16 protein-coding genes and 1 tRNA gene are annotated in these 18806 nt (G+C 44.1%); 2 read left to right on the forward strand and 15 right to left on the reverse strand.

Going from position 1 to position 18806, the window contains the following annotated elements:
* Nucleotides 1-97: 97 nt before the first annotated feature.
* The gene (locus ACOJUN_RS04405; RefSeq protein WP_422135460.1) at nt 98-796 is read right to left on the reverse strand and encodes a SapC family protein; all 699 of its coding nucleotides are present in this window, start codon (nt 794-796) and stop codon (nt 98-100) included.
* Between the two features lie 481 nt (nt 797-1277).
* On the opposite strand from ACOJUN_RS04405, the gene ACOJUN_RS04410 reads away from it, so the two are divergent.
* Entirely contained in the window at nt 1278-2429 is a 1152-nt protein-coding gene (locus ACOJUN_RS04410) for an HD domain-containing protein (RefSeq protein ID WP_422135461.1), read from the forward strand.
* A 23-nt stretch (nt 2430-2452) separates the two neighbouring features.
* Here the strand turns inward: ACOJUN_RS04410 and ACOJUN_RS04415 are convergent, their stop codons facing one another.
* Nucleotides 2453-3814 carry an OprD family outer membrane porin gene (locus ACOJUN_RS04415; protein WP_422135462.1) on the reverse strand — a complete coding sequence of 454 codons (1362 nt, stop codon included), beginning with the start codon at nt 3812-3814 and terminating at the stop codon, nt 2453-2455.
* A gap of 159 nt (nt 3815-3973) precedes the next feature.
* Nucleotides 3974-5557 carry an NTP/NDP exchange transporter gene (locus tag ACOJUN_RS04420; protein ID WP_422135463.1) on the reverse strand — a complete coding sequence of 528 codons (1584 nt, stop codon included), beginning with the start codon at nt 5555-5557 and terminating at the stop codon, nt 3974-3976.
* 348 nt (nt 5558-5905) lie between these two features.
* On the opposite strand from ACOJUN_RS04420, the gene ACOJUN_RS04425 reads away from it, so the two are divergent.
* Entirely contained in the window at nt 5906-8899 is a 2994-nt protein-coding gene (locus ACOJUN_RS04425; RefSeq protein WP_422135464.1) for a hypothetical protein, read from the forward strand.
* Nucleotides 8900-8996: 97 nt separating this feature from the next.
* Here ACOJUN_RS04425 and ACOJUN_RS04430 read toward each other — a convergent pair.
* The 12 genes from ACOJUN_RS04430 to ACOJUN_RS04485 form a co-directional block, all read right to left on the reverse strand.
* Nucleotides 8997-9073, reverse strand: a tRNA-Arg gene (locus tag ACOJUN_RS04430).
* A gap of 758 nt (nt 9074-9831) precedes the next feature.
* Nucleotides 9832-10167: a hypothetical protein gene (locus ACOJUN_RS04435; protein ID WP_422135465.1), complete on the reverse strand. Its 336-nt coding sequence runs from the start codon at nt 10165-10167 to the stop codon at nt 9832-9834.
* Nucleotides 10168-10187: 20 nt separating this feature from the next.
* Nucleotides 10188-10517, reverse strand: coding sequence for a hypothetical protein (locus ACOJUN_RS04440; RefSeq protein WP_422135466.1), 330 nt, complete (start codon nt 10515-10517; stop codon nt 10188-10190).
* Between the two features lie 23 nt (nt 10518-10540).
* On the reverse strand, nt 10541-10852 hold the full coding sequence (locus tag ACOJUN_RS04445; RefSeq protein ID WP_422135467.1) for a hypothetical protein: 312 nt from the start codon (nt 10850-10852) through the stop codon (nt 10541-10543).
* 14 nt (nt 10853-10866) lie between these two features.
* Nucleotides 10867-11175, reverse strand: coding sequence for a hypothetical protein (locus tag ACOJUN_RS04450; protein ID WP_422135468.1), 309 nt, complete (start codon nt 11173-11175; stop codon nt 10867-10869).
* A 175-nt stretch (nt 11176-11350) separates the two neighbouring features.
* Entirely contained in the window at nt 11351-11830 is a 480-nt protein-coding gene (locus ACOJUN_RS04455) for a DUF4265 domain-containing protein (RefSeq protein ID WP_422135469.1), read from the reverse strand.
* 66 nt (nt 11831-11896) lie between these two features.
* Nucleotides 11897-12199, reverse strand: coding sequence for an Imm40 family immunity protein (imm40, locus tag ACOJUN_RS04460; RefSeq protein WP_422135470.1), 303 nt, complete (start codon nt 12197-12199; stop codon nt 11897-11899).
* 346 nt (nt 12200-12545) lie between these two features.
* Nucleotides 12546-13532, reverse strand: a complete 987-nt coding sequence (locus ACOJUN_RS04465) for a transposase (protein WP_422135471.1) — start codon at nt 13530-13532, stop codon at nt 12546-12548.
* A 120-nt stretch (nt 13533-13652) separates the two neighbouring features.
* Nucleotides 13653-14402 (reverse strand): hypothetical protein, encoded by a 750-nt coding sequence (locus ACOJUN_RS04470; protein ID WP_422135472.1) that lies wholly within the window; start codon nt 14400-14402, stop codon nt 13653-13655.
* A gap of 31 nt (nt 14403-14433) precedes the next feature.
* Entirely contained in the window at nt 14434-15216 is a 783-nt protein-coding gene (locus ACOJUN_RS04475) for a hypothetical protein (protein WP_422135473.1), read from the reverse strand.
* A gap of 20 nt (nt 15217-15236) precedes the next feature.
* Nucleotides 15237-16664 carry an HlyD family type I secretion periplasmic adaptor subunit gene (locus ACOJUN_RS04480; protein WP_422135474.1) on the reverse strand — a complete coding sequence of 476 codons (1428 nt, stop codon included), beginning with the start codon at nt 16662-16664 and terminating at the stop codon, nt 15237-15239.
* Nucleotides 16664-18799 carry a type I secretion system permease/ATPase gene (locus tag ACOJUN_RS04485; RefSeq protein WP_422135475.1) on the reverse strand — a complete coding sequence of 712 codons (2136 nt, stop codon included), beginning with the start codon at nt 18797-18799 and terminating at the stop codon, nt 16664-16666. The genes ACOJUN_RS04480 and ACOJUN_RS04485 overlap by 1 nt, the downstream gene beginning before the upstream one ends.
* Nucleotides 18800-18806 lie beyond the last annotated feature (7 nt).

Genomic DNA, 18806 nt, shown 5'->3' on the forward strand with positions numbered 1-18806 from the left:
TCCTTTTTCTTTTTATTCCTGACGCTGTCCTTCAGGCGCCCCAGACGAAGAAGAGGGGGCAAGCCCCCGTCTGTTTTAACTCTCAATGACTGCAGTTTTACTGTTGTTTTTTCAGCAACCGCTTGAGCGCTCCCAGAGAGTGCAGGTGCGCATAGCTCCAGGCCAGCCAGCCAGCCTTGAACCAGTCGTTTATTTTTTCTTCCTGCAACCCGGCCAGCTTTTTCTCATCGATGACATACAGCCCTTCCAGCCTCAGGGGATTATCCTTATCGGCCATGACCTGAAGATTAAAAGGTGAGAACAGCTCCAGCTCACTGCATTCATCACAATAGGCGCGAGTATTTTTGTACTGCTGGTCGTAGTTGTTCAAAAACTGGATGATGTTGTTCAGGGTTTCAGAGTTTTCACCTTCGTCATTAAAGAGTGCCTCACCCTCTTCACCACCAATTTGAGCAGATTCCTTGTCAAAACAAACCGTTCCCTCATCGGTGAGAGCAAAAGGATAGCGTCTGACAAAGGCTGGAACATAACTGTCTTCCCAGCGTCCTTCGCCATCCAGTTGTTTATGGCCGGCATCCATCAGTGAAAGCAGCGCCAGAGGAAAAAAACGTCCTTCATCATCTTTGCTGAAAAGCACAGGCATATCTCGACTGGCTTCAAAAAACTCAATACCCGTCAGAGGTACAGAATTTACACTATCGGTAAATGAATAATCTCCGGAAGATTGGTATCTCAGTGCCTTGTGAAGATCACGATTGAGTGGTGCAGGGTCTTTATAGAAAAGTAATGCTGCCATGCTTGAAGTCCATTCTCGTATAATTCTTGTTTAATCTCATTGGCAAGAGCATTGTCGCACAAATCACGCGCTCTACTCAAACCGTAATACAGGTAGAAGGTCGCAAATACGACTGCAATTCCGTTAAAGACGATGAAAGCCGGACTGGATCAATAATCACAATAAACGAAGAGTCTACAACGGTAGCTCACAACTGGACTCAAAACATTTATTGAAAAACCTCGACATTATCCTCGCTTCTGCATTGGCTCTTGCTTTGATCAATGGCGTTTCAAACAATGCAGTTTATGGTATCTCACTTGAAGAAAATCTCATGGAGTCGGAATGGAATCTATGGAAGAAATTTTACGCTCCCCTGGATTACTTGCACACTCTCTTTAACTAACAGCCAGTTTAGATAAAAAGGGCAGAACTGGCGACTATACTGGCAAACACCGCTTTAGAGCTAACTTTGGTTTACCAGTGTTTTAAGGTGCATCAAATGATAACCTGTCATACCCTGTCTGAGTCCGGCCACCAGCAGTTCCGACGCTTCTCGTGGTACCTGCTTTTAGCTCATTTATGTGTTTTGGGATTCCTGACCAAAGCCAATAGCAACGACCATGAGCAGATAGAAACCTATTATGGCCTGTTGGAGTTTAATCGTGCCCAGTTTCCTTTATTGTCAGAGCTGTTGAACAGTCAACCTGTTAAACGACTGAAGAACATTAACCAGTATGGAATTATTCAGCTGGTTGACTCTCAGGGGCATAACAATGAATCTTATACCCGTTATGACCATTCCCTTGGGGTACTTTATCTTCTGAATTATTTCGGGGCTCCCTTTGAGGAGCAGGTCAGCGGGTTGCTCCACGATATATCTCACACTACATTCAGTCATGTCTCAGATTACCTTTTTACTACAAGCTCTGCAGGGAATCCTGATTACCATGATTCGCTATTCAGAGGTTTTTTAGAAAAGCACGGGGTTGCCCTGATATTGAAAAATCATGGTCTAACGCCTGACGACGTAGCCCCTGAAAATATTCAATTCACAATGCTTGAAAGAGAGCTGCCGGATATATGCGCAGATCGGCTGGATTACATATTACAAGGCTCAGTCAGAAGGAAGACTTTAACCCGGGAACAGGTCGATCAGATCATAAAGTCCCTTCGCCATGATCCGTTAACTAACCACTGGTATTTTAGCAGTCAGGATTCAGCCCAGTTACTTGCAGATGCCAGCCTGGAGCTCAACAAGAATATATTTGTCACCGCCTGGGGACGGACACTTTATCAATGGACGACAGAGGCAATCAGACGCATGATATCTATAAATGAATTGACTTTGGAAGATATCAAATACCAGATGGGAGATAGAGAAGTATGGCAGTCCATGCTAAGCAGCGAAGATACAAAGGTTGCCGCTCTTGTCGAAAAAATAAAATCAGCCTGGTACCGGGTTTATGAGACGACTGATGCAAATGAGGCTAGCACAACCTTTGAAAATCTTCGTTGCCGGGTTGTTGATCCCAGAGTAATGGTTTCAGCGAGCTGGAAAAGGCTGTCAGCCCTTAGTCCATCCTTTAAAAGAAAATATCAGGCTGAAATGGAACGTTGTCGGTTCTTTTATGCAGCCATTAAGTCTCCATAAGGCGACAGCACCTCCGGCTGAAATCAGAAAATCCGGAAATCATAATCAAGCCAGACACGCAGATCGTTTTCTTCTTTGTGAATGGCTTTTCGTAATGCCTTATCATCTCGATAAAGACCGTATTTCAGTTTAAATTTCAACCCTTCCAATACAGTCTTCGGAAAGGCATAAACCAGATGAATGTCGTGTTCCTGTTCTGCGACAGCTATTTTTTGGCCGCCGGGGGTGATGACCTTCATGCCGGAGCCATAATGAAATGAATAACCTGCTTTCAGCCCTTTGAGCCAGGATTCTGAAAAATGATAAGTAACACCCATCATCCATGCGGTTTCACCGTCATACAACATATCTTCTGCAGAACCTGAAGTGTTAATATCCCAGTACCCATGGGTGTTTGCTCCGAAATCATAATAATAAGCACCGGGTGGAGTGTAAGCATTGCCTGAAGCTTTTACGCTGGATGGTGCCTTAAAATGACTGACTCCTGCACGAAAATGCCATGCACCAGCAGCCAAGCCCCCGTGAAGGTTGATAACACTGGCTTTATCGTCAAATAATGGCGAGCCACCCCAGCCTGCACCCTGCCAGAGACGACCACTTTTTTGGGTTTGATAATAACTACCCCCCAGGTTAATTTTGAGATTCTGTCCTGCGTATGTGGTAAACAAGATATCGCCATTGTGTGCCTTTAAAAATTCTTTGGCAAAAGCATTGCGATATTTAAGCTGCAATTCACGCTCTTTGGAAAACTGAAGTGTATAGATCGCTTCAGCACCTATGATGTAATCAATTTTTTCACCGGAAAAGTTCATCAGACTATGAAAACCTGCCTGATTTCTAAGTGACATTTGATCAACCAGAGCAAAACCGATTTCCAGGTTTTCAATCGTGCCTTTGAGATTATACCCATTCCAGTTGCTGGGAACGGTTCTTGAGCTGGAGCCGGAAATCAGTCCGGTACGTAAATTCTGTCGTCCCGCCTTAAAGCTGAGTGATCGGTTTTCGAACGTTGACGGTAATTTTAGTTCGACATAAGCTTGCCCCAGCTTACTGAAGCCTTCGTTAGCATTATTCAACAATTGATATGAATTAGTATTCTCTTCGGGCATGTACAACTTGACCGCGCTATACAAACTGGCTCCTATTCCTACCATTTCACCCAAACCGGAACGCAAATCAAGCGATAAGCCTCCCGTCCAGGCTCCTGATGTCGAGTCTTTTACCGTGTTGTGTACATCGTAATAGACAGTCCGAAGCTTTCCGCCCAGTGTCGTATTATTAATAAAGCGCGAGTTATCTGATAATGATTCACCCGATAAAACTGCAGTATTCCAAAATCCTGAAGCAAAAAGCATTAATGGCTGCAAACCTGATTTTAAGTGCATATAAAAACCTGCTATGTAGCCACTGTGGATTGCACAATAGCTACCTTTTGACATTTTGATTACGGTCATACCTGCTTAATGGCAATACGGACTGACCGACCAGGATCAATTTCACCTTCGCCAAGATTGGTCAGGTGCTAAGGCACTCTGAAAGATGCCTCAGTAATCAGCCGGACCCAGTTTTTTGCCCAAAGGTGCTTGCGAGCTGGGGGCAGCTTCCTGAGATTGCGCCTCAGGCGGCTTTTTCTTCGCCCTCGAGAGTTCATTAAATTGGCGCCCTAATGAGCGGGCTGCGGCAATCCATATAGCAAAAAAAAGCAGAACGATAACAGCTACGTAAGGAGCAATAGCCGCCAGTGAACCCAAATAAATTATTAATATTTGCTGTATGACTGAGCCTGTTGATTTACCGGTCGGATTGCCAATAACATCAACTGCCGCCTTACCTTTCACTTTCTCTTCAGGGTCAAGTGGGATGTAGCTCATTTCCTTGGTGGGATCGAACAAGGAGTACTTGGTCGATTTACTCATGATATTTTGTACACCCCCCAATATGACGGTTAGCATCAATGGAGTGGTGCCCAGCGCCAGAAATAAAATATCGGGTACGATATCCCTGAATAAAACAAAACAAAAAAACAAAGTTCCGGTAATTAATAAAACCACCGGAGTGCAAAGTGCAGCTATTGTCCAGCCAAAGCGACGGATAACATTGTTAGTAAAAAACAGCATCATGGAAATAGTCACAATGCCTGTGCAGGTGGAAAATAATCCCATGAACTGATTGTATTCATGGGGGTTTGGATATTGCATGCGTAGCTGGTTTTTCCAGGTGACTTCAACAATATTGATACAGACACCATATCCAATAACCAAAAGGGCAATACAAAGCAGATATTTTGAATTGATAATATGCATAAAACTTTCTTTCAGGGATAAGGATAATTTTTCCTTATTGGAGCTTGCTATCTCATCAGGTTTATAAAGCCTTGGATCTGTCATCACATACCGGTTGATCCACCAGTAAGTCGCCATAATCAAAATGCCACCAATAGTAAGGACACCCGTCATTAAATTCAGGGAGTAACCCCAGGGGTCAACACCTTCAGCAAGGTTTTCACGAGTCTGTGAAGCAAAGTAGACAAACAGTCCTGCCGTTGGTAATGCCAAATTACCCATCATGCCGAAAAGCGCATAAAATCGTTTGGATTCTGAGACTCGGGTAATATGGTTGGCAAAGCCCCAGAACATCAGAGAGAGGCAGACACTTCCCCAAAGCTCAGACATGACGTAGAAAAGAGAAAACGTCCAGTTACGCATAACAGCGATCAATCCCATAAATCCGGGCGGCAAAATACTCTGCAAGTAATCTGCAAACTCTGTTGGATGAAGCATATCCCGAGCGGGATAAAGAACCAGAGAAAAAAAACAGAAAAACAACAGAAAGCTGGATATAACTAAATAAAATAAAGTTCTCCTCTCAAATATATTACTCAGCTTTGCGTATGTAACTGTGAATATTATTGCAAAAGGTACATTCACCCATAATTTTAAAAAAGGTATTATCTCCGCTCCTGAACCAGCACCAGTAACTACCAGAGTGTCTTTCGTGTCTCGCAATATGGTGTAGTTAAAGAGTATCAGGTAGAACATCAGGATCATCGGAAGTAGCTTTTTAAGCTCATAAACGTAGACGGGCCAAAGCCTCGCTCTCCATTTACTGAATTCAGTATTATCTGACATTTTATCGCCTTGTGACTGGTGAATTCTGAGACAAACTCACTTTATCTAGACGAAAAGGTTAAATACGACAACTTTTTTCTAACTATAGTTATTGCAAAAGTGCCGTAAACCCTCGCTCAATTGAGGTTTTCGCAAAAGTTCGAAAACTCATTAATATGATCTCTGTGGGAACGCATTTTTTATTCCTTTCAGTGAAGGTATGGGCTTCCCCGATGGAACCCACAGGGCTTGAAAGCATGGGAACCAGAACTTACGCAACACTTTCGAGAGGGTAGGGGGGCAGTCACGTTACTATGAATATCAACAGCCAATGGTTAAAACTGGTTTTTTCAACCTATCAGGTGACTAATGAACAAAATCACGGTGAACTTGATCATCACGTTCGTGCTGTTTGGTCAATCTGCTTTAGGCACAGAGAAGCAGGATGATGACAATCATCAATTTTACATAACAGATCATTTAAAGACAGGTGTCGCCTGGGGGCTGGTCCCCCTTGGCTCAGAGGTAGCGATCACTTCTCTTGATAAGTATCTGGATTCTAAAGGCTATAACTTTCTCTATAAGCTACTAAAGATTCACAGCAATAATGTACAAAGAGCTATGAGCCAACACCTCACTGATAATATCAGTGCCCGCCTCGAAAGTATCAGCTATAAAGCTTTATCGGACAGTCATATAACTAAAAAGACAGACGAACTGCAATCTGATTTGCTCTACCGCTCACTATCAACATTTTCAATATTGAGCCTTCATGCGCAAAAGGCCAGAAAAACCTATTTCCGGCTACTCGACATTATTGATACAGTGTCTTCTTCTGCGAGCCTGGCTATGTCCAGAGGCGATGAAGATCACGCTGCAGCATTGATGGCATTTAGTGCTCTATCTATGGTTTACCTTCATCCGGAGGCGACAGCCCTTGATGTTTTCGACAGTGTTTACGCCAGCTTCAGCCGGGCGATTGACTGGCGTCAGCATCCTGGCTTCAGATCTCGAGTAACGCACTACCTGAAGGTTATGGATCCACTGATGGAACATTCGGCCACTATGGGTCTCAGGTATTGCGATATGCTGAATCAGTGGAAAGTTGGGAGTATTGATTGCCTTCAATATGAAAACGATGCGATAGATGAGTTAAAAGTGCTTGCCTCTCATTCTAACCTTGAGGAAACAGGGCTTATTAAGTCATTGCTAAAAAGTGTTTCGAAGGATCAAATCAGAACAAGTATTTTTATTTTAGGGGTTTCTGTACCCGGAACTTTCCTTTATTTCGCTGATAAAAAACATATCGCTATTCAGGTGATAACTAAACATTTTTCCAAAATAGTCGGGCTGTCAACCACAAAAGAAAATATGGAACGCTTTGCTTCCCAATCAAGGCGCTCCCTTGAAAACTGGGGTGCTATTAATACCGGCTCATCGGTCAACAGAACATCCGGCATCGCCGATTATAGCAACCAGTATTTCAGTACCCTGCAAAAAAAAGCGGGGATGATTCTGGCTGAGCAACCCAATTTCGCCCGATCAAATAGTCAAAGGGCAATGGAGTTACTGATTATTCACTTTGCGGATGCCTACAGAACCCCCTCTGAAAAAGCCCCTATTTTAGCCGGTGCCCTGGTGCAGAATTATCGGGAGATCGTTGAAGTCAACGCCCAGGACACACTTATGAGAAGCCTTTTGATAGCTTACCAGCCCATTAAATCGGTATCAGAGGTTAACAAGATCTATAAACAGGTTATAACTCTCGACCCTGCCTGTTCTGATTGTGAAGGGTACAAGGAACTCAGCGAAAGCTGGGCAAAGATTTCTTTGGATGGCGCAAAACCTGTTACATCCCATTCAGTGGCAACCAACAACCAGACTGACATTTGCCCTGCAGAAGAGTGTCTACCCGAGGGATTGACTGAACCCGAAGAAGAATCTCCATTTTATTACCAATATTTGCCCAGCAGAGAGACCGTGACTACCGCAACAATACATGGTGCCGCTCTCGGGTACTCAATGATAATGGGGCTAATCAAACCTTTAACCATTGATAAAGTTGATCCAAAGAAAACCGGGCAAAAACATTTCTGGCGACTGGTTAGTTATTATTTCCTGTTCTCAATGATAGAGTTCGGACTTCGTTCAGTGGGTGAACCTGCCATTGTGCATCTGCAAACTGTCGTTAAAAACGGGATAGGCAGCACAACCGGCATTCTTGACCCGGAAGATCAGGAGATTCAGAGCGAGCTTGCTGCCAAGGTGAATGTTGTACACCGGAAACTCAGTATTGAAGCCCAAACCAGTCGCTCCTATAAGATGACGATGGAAGCCATGCTGGTAAAATGCTGGTTACTGGCGAACACCCTCTTGACGGATCAGGAGAAAAATTACACTGACTCAGCCAGAGTTGTCGCATACTCTGCTTACGCTCTCAGATATTATCATCCGGAATTTAAAACCAGCAGTAAGGTCATCTCTGCCCTGGCCAACGCACGATTGGGCAATGCTCTGAACATGTTACAACAAAAAAATCTGATGCCCCTTTATGCAAGACAGGTTTTACTTCATCTTGCCGAGCTGGATTCAAACTATGGTGACAAAGCCATTAAGGATAGTTATCTGGATATATTAAATAACTGGGGTATTAAATGTGATCAGGAAGATACAGAATATGCTCAGGATGTCCTGGATTCCTGGGCAGTTTATGGTGAATATATGCTTGGTATAGCAGGCTTTGTAGTGCAGGCGTCCATTAAAGCTTATTTCCACAGCATGGATCTGGTTTCGCGGTCTATAGCTAACTTTTTGGCCAATGTTTTTGAATTCGGAACAACAGATCCTCTCAGAAAAAGAATTTATGCCCATTCCCGCAAGGCCATGTTGAATGTTGCGGCATCCCATAGCGAGGATGAGCAAATGGCAGCAGATTCTGCCAATGAAGAGTTAACGCAGTCTTATCGACGTCAAAAATTCTACTTTGGAAAACCAGAGCTGGATGCCCGCACCCAGCTCGTACAAATTATTACATCTGTCATTCATTGTTTTTCAGAAGCCCGTTTTTTAATGGCTGACAAAGAAACAGACAAAGCGGCTGACCTGATCGCTTCAGCACTGGTTAGAATCGTTTTATACGCTCCGGATTTATCTGGAAATGATATCCATCTGAAAAATGCATTTAAAACCCTGACAGCTTCCTATCGTGATGACTTGAATGCTTTGAGCGACAATATTCTCAACAAAGTCAGTGAGCAATTAAAAAGTAAAGCTCCCGTGGAAAGCGATATCTATTCTGATGGGATGATTAAGGTAAAAATGATGCAACAGGCCTGGTCAGAACCCGTGGAAGGTGAAAGTTGACAGAGTAGGTCTTTGGATTATTTTCAAACAGGCAAGGAGCCGTAAAAATCACTCCATGAACCACAAAAAGCCCTATAAAAATAGGGCTTTCTGAAGATGGCGTGCTCAGTAGGATTCGAACCCACGACCGCCTGGTTCGTAGCCAGGTACTCTATCCAGCTGAGCTACGAGCGCGTAATGCTAACTTGTTCACTGGCGGTGGGTGGGGAACCGCCAGCGAATTTTTCTGATAAAAGCACCCAAGACTACGGACATTTGACCATGATAATCCAAGCAATATTGGTCAGCTAATATGAATTCATAACTCGACGACCTATATCCCGAGACTCTGGTATACCCATATAGAACGGTGGCCAGGATTTTAGGTTATCAACCGCAAAATCGACTCGAATCTAAAAGGTAACTGTTGAAGGTTTCCTGACCGAGTGACCAGTTTATGCAGTCATATCAAGAGGCGAGGAGCTTCCCCACCTCCCGAAGTGTTTACTTCGCCATTGAGACCGAAGCTATCTGTATAAGATTCCCCTTACCGCAACCATAATAACTGATGTTGACTGCTCTATCTGAAGTAAAAGCGGTCAACAAAATAGAAAGCCTTGCTGAGTAATTTGTTGACTCTACATCATCCATCCAGAGTATATTAGTGTGCTTGCACACAATATCACTGCTTTGATTTTTAAACCCCTCCAGGACAAGATAGACTCCATCGGTTTTAGCCTTAATTTATTTAATCTTATGAGCGCCGGTCCATTCGGCATTCACCACTAATGAATAAAAACCCATTAATAGAGCTATAACCAACCTTACCTTCATCCTTTATTATCCTTCAGTTAACGTTTTAGTCGCAGGTATTCTCCAGGGCAAGCTGAAGCAAATAGAACCCAGAGCTCAATACTATAAACTCTGAACTCTCTTTCCTTGAACGCCATTCATTAATAAATAAACCCGTAACTCCAGTCTTCCATCACACCATAGGCGTCACACTTTCCGGTACCTACTGCTTTGATAGGACTGCCTGATGCTTTAGCTGCCAGAGCCAGAGATAAAATGGCCTGCCCTCCTGGCGTTGAGGTATTAAAAGCCAGTGAATTGGTATAGGTGGTAATACATTCAGCAGGTTGACCTATCAGATCTCGGTCAAAAACAACATACCCTTTTCCACTTTGGTCAACACGAACGGCTGTTACATTGAATTTTTCAGCCACACCTTTTGCAAAAGATTCAACCGAAATAATTGAAACAAAAACCAATAAAACAATAGACTTCATACTATTTTTATATTCCGAGCTTATTTTAAATACACACCAACAACGTTGCCTTGTTCACCATTTGTCACACAGCCATCGTATCGCAGTACTACACTTTTACCTGCTGTTTGAGCGGCCAACAAAATAGAGACAATGGTGTCCAGAGCCGGGTGGCTTTTATCAACAATATAGCGACTCGATGAACAAGCCCCAGGAAGGTGGTCCACATATATATACCCGCCTGTACTGTACACATGGAGGTTTTTAGGCACAGCTGCTTCGGTAAACTTAACTTCAGCATTAGCGGATAAAACTGGAAACGCAAAAGAAAAACACATTAATCCTACAGCTTTATTAATAATATTTTTCACTCTTCTCTCCTTGAAATAAAAAATCACTTAACCAGATGAATAAATCTGCCAGAACAAGCGTCATCGCCCTCATTAATATACAACCTGATACTTTTGTCACTTACTAAAGCTGTCATCAGTGTTGAATAAACAATCTTGTTGCTCTCATCATTTTTTTCCCATTTTAGCCACTTACTCGAGGGGCATACAGAATGACCAGTTTCCATCTGAAAAGTCACTTTACCAGGCAAGTAGGAGGCCTCAACTGCGGTTACTTTACCAACAATATTAAACGTGCTTTCAGCCAATACCACTGGGGAGGCTAGAAACAAAAATACAGCAATAACTTTTTTCATGGCTTGCATTCTAATTACTGTTTAACTCTGACACCTTCAACCCAAGGAAAGCCATCATCACCACAATTGTATGATAGCGAAACTATATGACCTGCAGCATAAGCTGTATAGACTAAAGAAATATGATTGCTCTTGTCTGGTTTTATCAGATAACGGGTTTTTAAGCCTCCCGTACACTGATGTTCCTGATTATTTTCATAATAGAGATCAATTTTGGTGGTCCAGGCTTTTATTTCGCGTAGCTTTGCATAGCTGGTGTCTTCTGCGTAAGCGGTTATTGTAAAAATTGTAAGTACTACTGTTGGAATTATTTTTTTATACATGTTTTAAATATTTTTACGACAAATTTAAAATCTAGAATAAGAGAAACTTCTGGCTCAATATAAGTTAAAAGTGAAGACTCCTATGTCACGACATAGGAGTCCGTACTAAACATTCTAGTTCCTCATCAACCTTATGCATTCGAGTCTATGGGGCTTACGACGATTTATATCTACTTTATTCGCCCCACCAACCAAGAGGTTCGCCAGTTACTGTATCGTACACATTTGCATATTGCCACTGAGAACCTGGACACTTTTCTACCGCCATTTCAAACACCTTTTCAATTGCTTGAAACCCTGAAACTGCGGGAATAGTCAATGAAAACAATCCCGCTGTAATGGCATCAATTCTGCCGTTTAATGGCTCAATAAGTACTCCCACATCCTCGGCGAGGTCTGAAGTAAATTGAGCATCATCTCCTTTATCTTCACACAGATAAAACTGTATACAAATATTGCCGCTCCGCCTGATTATTTCAAAACCACCCGTTTCAGCATTGGTGACTTTGATAACATCCCCTGAAGCAACCTCTGTAGCATAAAGTGGAGAACGAATAATCTCCCATTTTTCATCATCAAGTCTTCGAGCTGGCACATTCTCCCCCCCTGGCGGCTCAGCATCGATTACTGATATAAGTACATGATCATGACTCATTTAATCGGTTCTCCCATAAGGTGCTCCACAACTACCACGTGCAGCGCAATCCCTAACAAGCAATCTCTAAGTTATTAGTTGGTATAAAAACTCATCTCCATTTTTATATTTATAATTTTTAATATAACTTTCTGCTTCTTTACAAGACTCAAAAACATTAGAGCCTTCGTAAGACCAGTTATCATAAGTTAAATCATATTTATTTAAATCGACTATTTTCAGTACATCACCACCTAGTATGACAGTAGACTCTTCTCTAAATAGCTCTATTAATTTCAATGCGATATCTGCTTTGAAGGCATAGCCGTTGATACCAATACCTGACAAGTCAACCCCGTCAGCTGCAACAATCGATTTTAAATTATTCATAGACTACTTACTTCCCTTATTTTCTCTAAAGAAACGATGATTTATCTTTCCATCAGACTCTTTCATGAACTCAAACTTTCCTTCAACCCAAGTTTTAGATTTATCTTTATGAGTTTTATAATATGAACCAGTAAAAAACAGGACATCCATATAAAATAAACCCTAATAAGTACGGCCCAAAAGCCGCGAGCCCAGCAGTCCAGTAAGCCCTGACAGCCACTCAAATGAGGATATTAATCGTTTGTCATAACAAACAACAGCGAATCGCTCAAAAAGGGGAAAAGTCAGAAATAGCAAAGCTCCCCAGATGACAGGAGCAACAAATAACAATGGAAAAATCAGGCAATCAACTTACACAGCGAAATAAACGACTACATGTAAACAACCCCTGTACCCATTGCTGCCCCATTTCCCGAGCAAAGGTTTTCATCGCTTCCAGCCTGCCCACTGCCCGATAAAAGCGATTATTCCATTTCATGGTTTTGAGCCATTCATTTGAATCAATTTCCAGTCGGGTCAGAATGGGTGGGATATCTGAAGGGATTGAACCTTTCTTATCGGATCGGACTGCACGTCCACTCCAATCAACCAGCTCAAGGTAATCGTGAAGAATATAAGGCAATGCCTTATCCGGATTTTGCCCCTGTGATCGAAAAGGCATAAGGGTGATTGGCTGCTTTCGGGTATCAGAACCTGACAAATTTTCTATTCGTTCCTGGATCGACGTGTAGTCTGATTTTTCTGGAGTTTTCGCCATTTCGGCACGGAGCGGATTCAGGTCAACGTAGGCCATGCAGGTCAACAACGCAGCCTCATCCAACAGCGCCTGACTTTTAAACCGCCCTTCCCAGAAGCGACCTTTGCAGCCATCTTCCTGGTTAGCCTCACGAGCAAGATATTCGTTCAGGCAACGCATGAACCAGCTGATATTCGTTAAACGATTTCGATACTCTTCAACAAATTCGTCCACGCGAGCCAGTTCCGAATGACTCAGCTGGTCAGCAGCAAGATACCTCTGAACCAGAAGCGGCCCTGAGAAAAGTCTTGTCCATCGACTCAAAATTTCATCTCGTGTCCACTCTCTGGCAGGTTTCTGATTGATATGCAAAACCACATGGTAGTGATTCGACATAACAGCATAGGCGCAGACTTCTATAGAAAAGATTGAAACCAGTTCCCTGAGCTTATCTACAACCCACTGCCGACGGTGCTCGTAGTTTTTGCCCGTTAAATAATCCTCTCCACACAAATACGCTCTGCGCACACATCGAGCTATACAGTGATAATAAGGCGTGGAACCTGGGTCGATCAAAGAACTTCGTGCACGGGTCATAACCTCTCCTGCCGGAACTAAATATCAGCGACAGGAAAAAAATAGACGAACTGGTTTTTTTGTCAAATATAAGGGTGTCCTATTATTCTGTTTTTCAAATATAAGGGTGTCCTATTATTCTTACGTGATACGGTTCTTTTCTGAAGACAACTTGTCAAGCAAAGCCTTTGACTGAGCCGTATCCAGGTTCTCCGAAAAGCTTCTGGCCTCATCCAGTCTTCTGAGATGAATACCGTAGATTCGGGTATCCCCCTGGCCATTACCATCGGTGTCATTCCAGTTACTGGCATAGGCAATCTCAAAATAAGCACTGGCCCAATCTCCTTCATCCATGGCCTTGCTCAGGTTGTTGCCAATAATCGCCGGGCCACCGTTATAAGCCAGGGAGAGCAGGGAAGCCTTGTGGGCATTGGACAGGCCATCAAACAGGTTCTGGGCATTTTGCTGGCTTGTACCCAGCTTAACCTGAAGACGGTTGACCACATCGTCTTCAATAAAAGCAATGGCCGTATCGAATACGGGCTCCATATCCGTGGTGGTGTTTTCAAAGGTGAAGGTGATTCTCGGGCTGCTGCCGTCTGTGACCTTGGTCGCGTAGTCCGACAGGATTTGGTTGACCTGGGTAGTGTATGTGGCGGTGTTTTGTGGGGTCCAAGTTTCTTCAAATACATTAAATAAATCTCTCGAAAGATAGCTGAATTCAGTGATTCCAAGAGATTCTCTAGTGTAACCAAATTGTTTAAGAACTGACTCAAGTACTTCTCGTTCCTGAAGATTGTAACCCACTCCTATTGTTGGAATACCCTTTGAATCAGCGTAAATAGACAATTTTGCATCTTCAAGTCTTTTTATTTCTTCATATAAGCTCATGAATCAAATCCCTTTATTCCTTGTTTTTCTATTATTTATTCAGCCAGTACTTACAGGCGTTACGCCCTTTGATACGTTTTATTTTTCTATCCTTGTAAATTTTTTCAAGAGTTATCCAATTTCTACTCCCCCATTCTTTATCAAAATTCCTAAGATCTAATTTATACATATCAAATGAAAAAAAGTGACCTTGATAGCTGATAAGGTTGTCTACTAGAGATATATGTTTTTGTTCAGCATTTGATGAAAAAATACTGTAAAATTTTTTAAAACCATACTCCTTTGAAGCTCTATATTTCACCTTATTACTTAGAGTCTCCCATTTCTTTTGGATACTAAGAGCCTTTCCTGGAATGGATGGTATGCAATACTTTTGTGGAATTTTTTGCTCAATCACATGCTCTTTAACCCCATCCCCATCCAGATCCAGAAAAGCTTCAGAGAGTTTGCTGTAGCCTGTCAGATACTCTTTTTCTTTCTCCGGCCAGGCATTCCGGTAGGCTTCTGTGCCATTGTCCCGGTGGTAAAGGATCTTTCCGTATTCAATCTGTCGCTTACTGTCCAGTGGAGTAAAAGGCACCAGGGTAAAGGGGCTATCACTGAAATCAGGGGTGTGACAAGGCAACAGCTTTTCTTCTGGAATGCGGTTGATAACCTCCAGAAAAGCCTTACAGACGTTTCCTTCAATACCCTCTACAAAACTGGAGTGGTCTCGGGTGATCCGAAAGTTGTCAGTTGGTTTTGATTCTGCCCAGAGGATGGTTGGTGACAGTAAAATCAAACTGACATATTGGATTGATTTTTTCTTTCTCATAATGCTCACTGATAATAAGGCTATCTTTCTCGAATACTCTCCTGCTTAAACCTCAAAAGCGGACTCAAAAAGTATTCTATCAATCGCCGCTGCCCGGTTTTAATTTCCACAGCTACACTCATGCCAGGCGACAGATTCACTTTCCTTTTCTCTACCAGCATCCAGTCTTTTTCTATCTGGACATTGGCCAGGTACCGCAATCCTTGCTTTTCATCGGGTACAGCGTCGTCGGAGATATTGATCAGCTCACCCCCAATCAGACCGTATTTGGTGAAGTTGAAGGTGTCGATTTTCACCTCTGCCCGCTGGCCTTCCTGCACAAAGCCGATATCTTTGTTCAGCACCCAGGCTTCAACTTCCATGGTTGCTTCTTTAGGTACGATCTGCATCAGTGCCTGTGCAGGCTGGACGACACCGCCAATAGTGTGGATCTGTAGTTGCTGCACTGTGCCGTCTATGGGCGAAACAATCTTCTGCTGGTCATGCAGTTCCTGGGCCTTGATGCTTTCCTGCTTCAGGCTGGTCAGCTGGCGACGAACCTGCTCCTGTTGATCCAGGCTCTCCCGGCGTTTCTGGGCATGGAGGCTGTGCAGCTGGTTTTGAGTCTCTTCCTGTTCTGCGACCAGCTGCTGAACCGACGCTTTTTGTGCCTTGATATCTTCTTCCAGCTCTATGCGTTGCTGTTCCAGTTCGAGATACTGAACCCTTGAGCCGAAGTTCTTTTTGTAGAGCCCCTCCAGTGCCAGTGTTCGCTCTTCAATGATCGGTAAAATCCGCTGGAGCTTGCTGACGATAGCTTCAATAGTCCGCTGCTCAGCCACTTTACTCTTAAGCTGGCTCTTTAGGGTGTCTGAAGCCGTTAAGTAGTCTTCTATCTGCTGGGCAAGCAACTGTTCTTCAAAAGCCAGTGTTTCCTGTGTCGGCGAGCCACTCGAGTACTGGTCAGCTGGCTTATATTGGGGTACCCGGATACTGTCCGGCTGGTCTTGGGCTGGTTGATCAAGATAACTAACAAACGCCCGTTGTCTGGCCAATTGCAGCTCAAGAGCGATTATTTCTTTTTTCAGCCTGACCAGTTCTGCCTCGGTCACAATGCCAACCAGAGAAACCAGTGGATCGCCAGCTTTCACCTCATCCCCTTCCCGAACGTGAATGGCCTGTACTTCACCTATCACCATCGGCTGAATGGTTTTTACGCGCTCGCCCGGTACGATTTTGCCCTGTGCCGTGGCAACAATATCAATCCTGCCCACGCAAGCCCACACAATGGCTGTTGTGAATAACAGGATGATGGTTTTTACAATTATTCGGCTGGTCGGGTTCGCCGGTGTTTCCTCCACTTCCAGAGCTGCCGGTAGAAATTGGCGTCGTGTATTGTGCAATGCTTCCTGCTTTTCTGTTCTGGACAACAGGAACCTGGTCGCTTTTTCCCAAACTGGTCTGACCATTAGATAGCCTCCCGCAAACCATGTTGATGGGCATTCAGTCGGGCGTAATGTCCGCCTTGCTTAACCAGTTGATCATGAGCGCCTTCTTCCACGATACGTCCTTTTTCCATGACAATGATGCGGTCAGCATCCCGCACAGTTGAAAGACGATGGGCAATAATAAAAACCGTCCTACCCCGGCTGATCCGCTTCATATTCTGTTGGATGATATGCTCGGACTCATAATCCAGCGCACTGGTGGCCTCATCAAATATCAGTATTTTCGGATTGGTCAGTAATGCCCGGGCTATGGCAATACGCTGTTTCTGCCCACCGGAGAGGGAGCTGCCCTGTTCACCAACCTGAGTGTCATAACCTTCAGGCAATTCAAGAATAAAGTCATGGGCACCTGCCAGCTGGGCGGCAGCAGTGACCCGCTCAATAGAAGCACCCGGATCAGCCAGTGCTATGTTGTCGCGAACTGAGCGGTTAAACAGAAAGTTTTCCTGAAGCACCACGCCGACTTGCCTTCTCAACCAGGCGGGCTCGACTAACGCAAGGTCAATGCCATCGACCAATACTCGACCAGACTCAGGCACATAAAGTCGTTGTACCAGTTTGGTGAGTGTGCTTTTACCTGAACCCGAGCGACCGACAATACCAATGACTTCACCCGGTTTGACGGCGATGGAGATGCCATTCAAGACAGCAGGACGATCGGGTTGATAGCGGAACGTGACATGTTCAAACTTGACAACACCCTTCAGTGTTGGAAGTGTCGTACGATTTGGGTCATGTCCCGGTTCTGTGGGTGTATTCAGAACATCGCCCAGCCGCTGAACGGAAATACCTGCCTGCTGAAAGTCCTGCCAAAGTTGAACCAGTTTCAAAATAGGTGCACTGACTCTGCCTGCAATCATATTGAAGGCAATCAGCATACCGACCGATAGCTCACCATTGATCACCAGGGTGGCGCCAACCCAGAGAATCAGCACTGTGACTACCTTGTTGATTAGCCCTGCAAACTGGCTGGCAATATTACCCAGGTTCATCGCCCGGAACGTGGCAGAGACATAAGCTGCAAGCTGATCTTCCCAGACTCGTTGCATCTGAGGCTCAACCGCACTGCTTTTAATGGTTTCCATCCCGGTGACAGACTCCACCAGAAAGGACTGGTTTTCTGCGCCTCTCTTGAACTTTTCATTCAATCGGGCACGAAGAACAGGCGTTACTATCAGGGACAGAATGATATAGAAAGGAATAGAGCCGAGAACAATCCAGGTCAGTGTCGGGCTGTAGAAGTACATTACTACAAAGAAAATGATAGTAAACAACAGATCAATACACAGCGTCAGCGCAGAACCGGTAATAAACTCCCGAATTGTATCCAGCTCACGGACACGGGCTACCGTGTCACCGACTCTGCGGGCATGAAAGAAAGCAACGGGCAAGCGGAGCAGGTGATTAAAAAGCCGGGAACCCAGCACCACATCTACCCGATTGGTAGTATGGCTGAACACGTAGTTCCTGAGTCCATTCAGCACAATATCAAAGACTGACAGCACGAGCAGACCAAAAGCCAGTACATCCAGTGTCGTTAGTGCCTGATTGACAAGAACCTTGTCAATAATGACCTGGAAGAACAGAGGCGTAATCAGGGCAAAGAGCTGAATAAAGAAGGATGCCAGCAGCACTTCATAAATCAGTTTTTTATGCTTGAGTATGGCCGGAATAAACCAGCTGAAGTCGAATTTTGCCATTCCCCCTGGTAGCAATGATCGCTTGGTGAATAGAAAGAGTTCACCAGTGAACAGGGTTTCCAGTACATCCAGTGATACCGTTTCAGGCCGGTCTTTCAAAGGGTCCTGGATCAGTGCTTTGCCATCATGAAAGCGGGCAATGATAAAGTAATGGCCATCAGAGTGACGGGCAATGGCGGGTAGAGGCAGATCTTGAAGTTTTTCACACTGAACTTCTGTACGACGTGCCTTGAGCTTTAAAAATTTTGCGGCTCTTAAAAGGTCTATCCCTTCAACAGGTCGATCGGAATCACCAAACTGGTGTTTGATCTGCTCCGGCTGAGCGGCCAATCCATGAAAACGGGCCAGCATCACCAGACAGGTTACGGCTGAATCCGAACTGCGTACACCATCCATCGGTACT

Source organism: Endozoicomonas sp. ALD040 (genome assembly GCF_049275945.1).
GTDB lineage: Bacteria > Pseudomonadota > Gammaproteobacteria > Pseudomonadales > Endozoicomonadaceae > Endozoicomonas_A.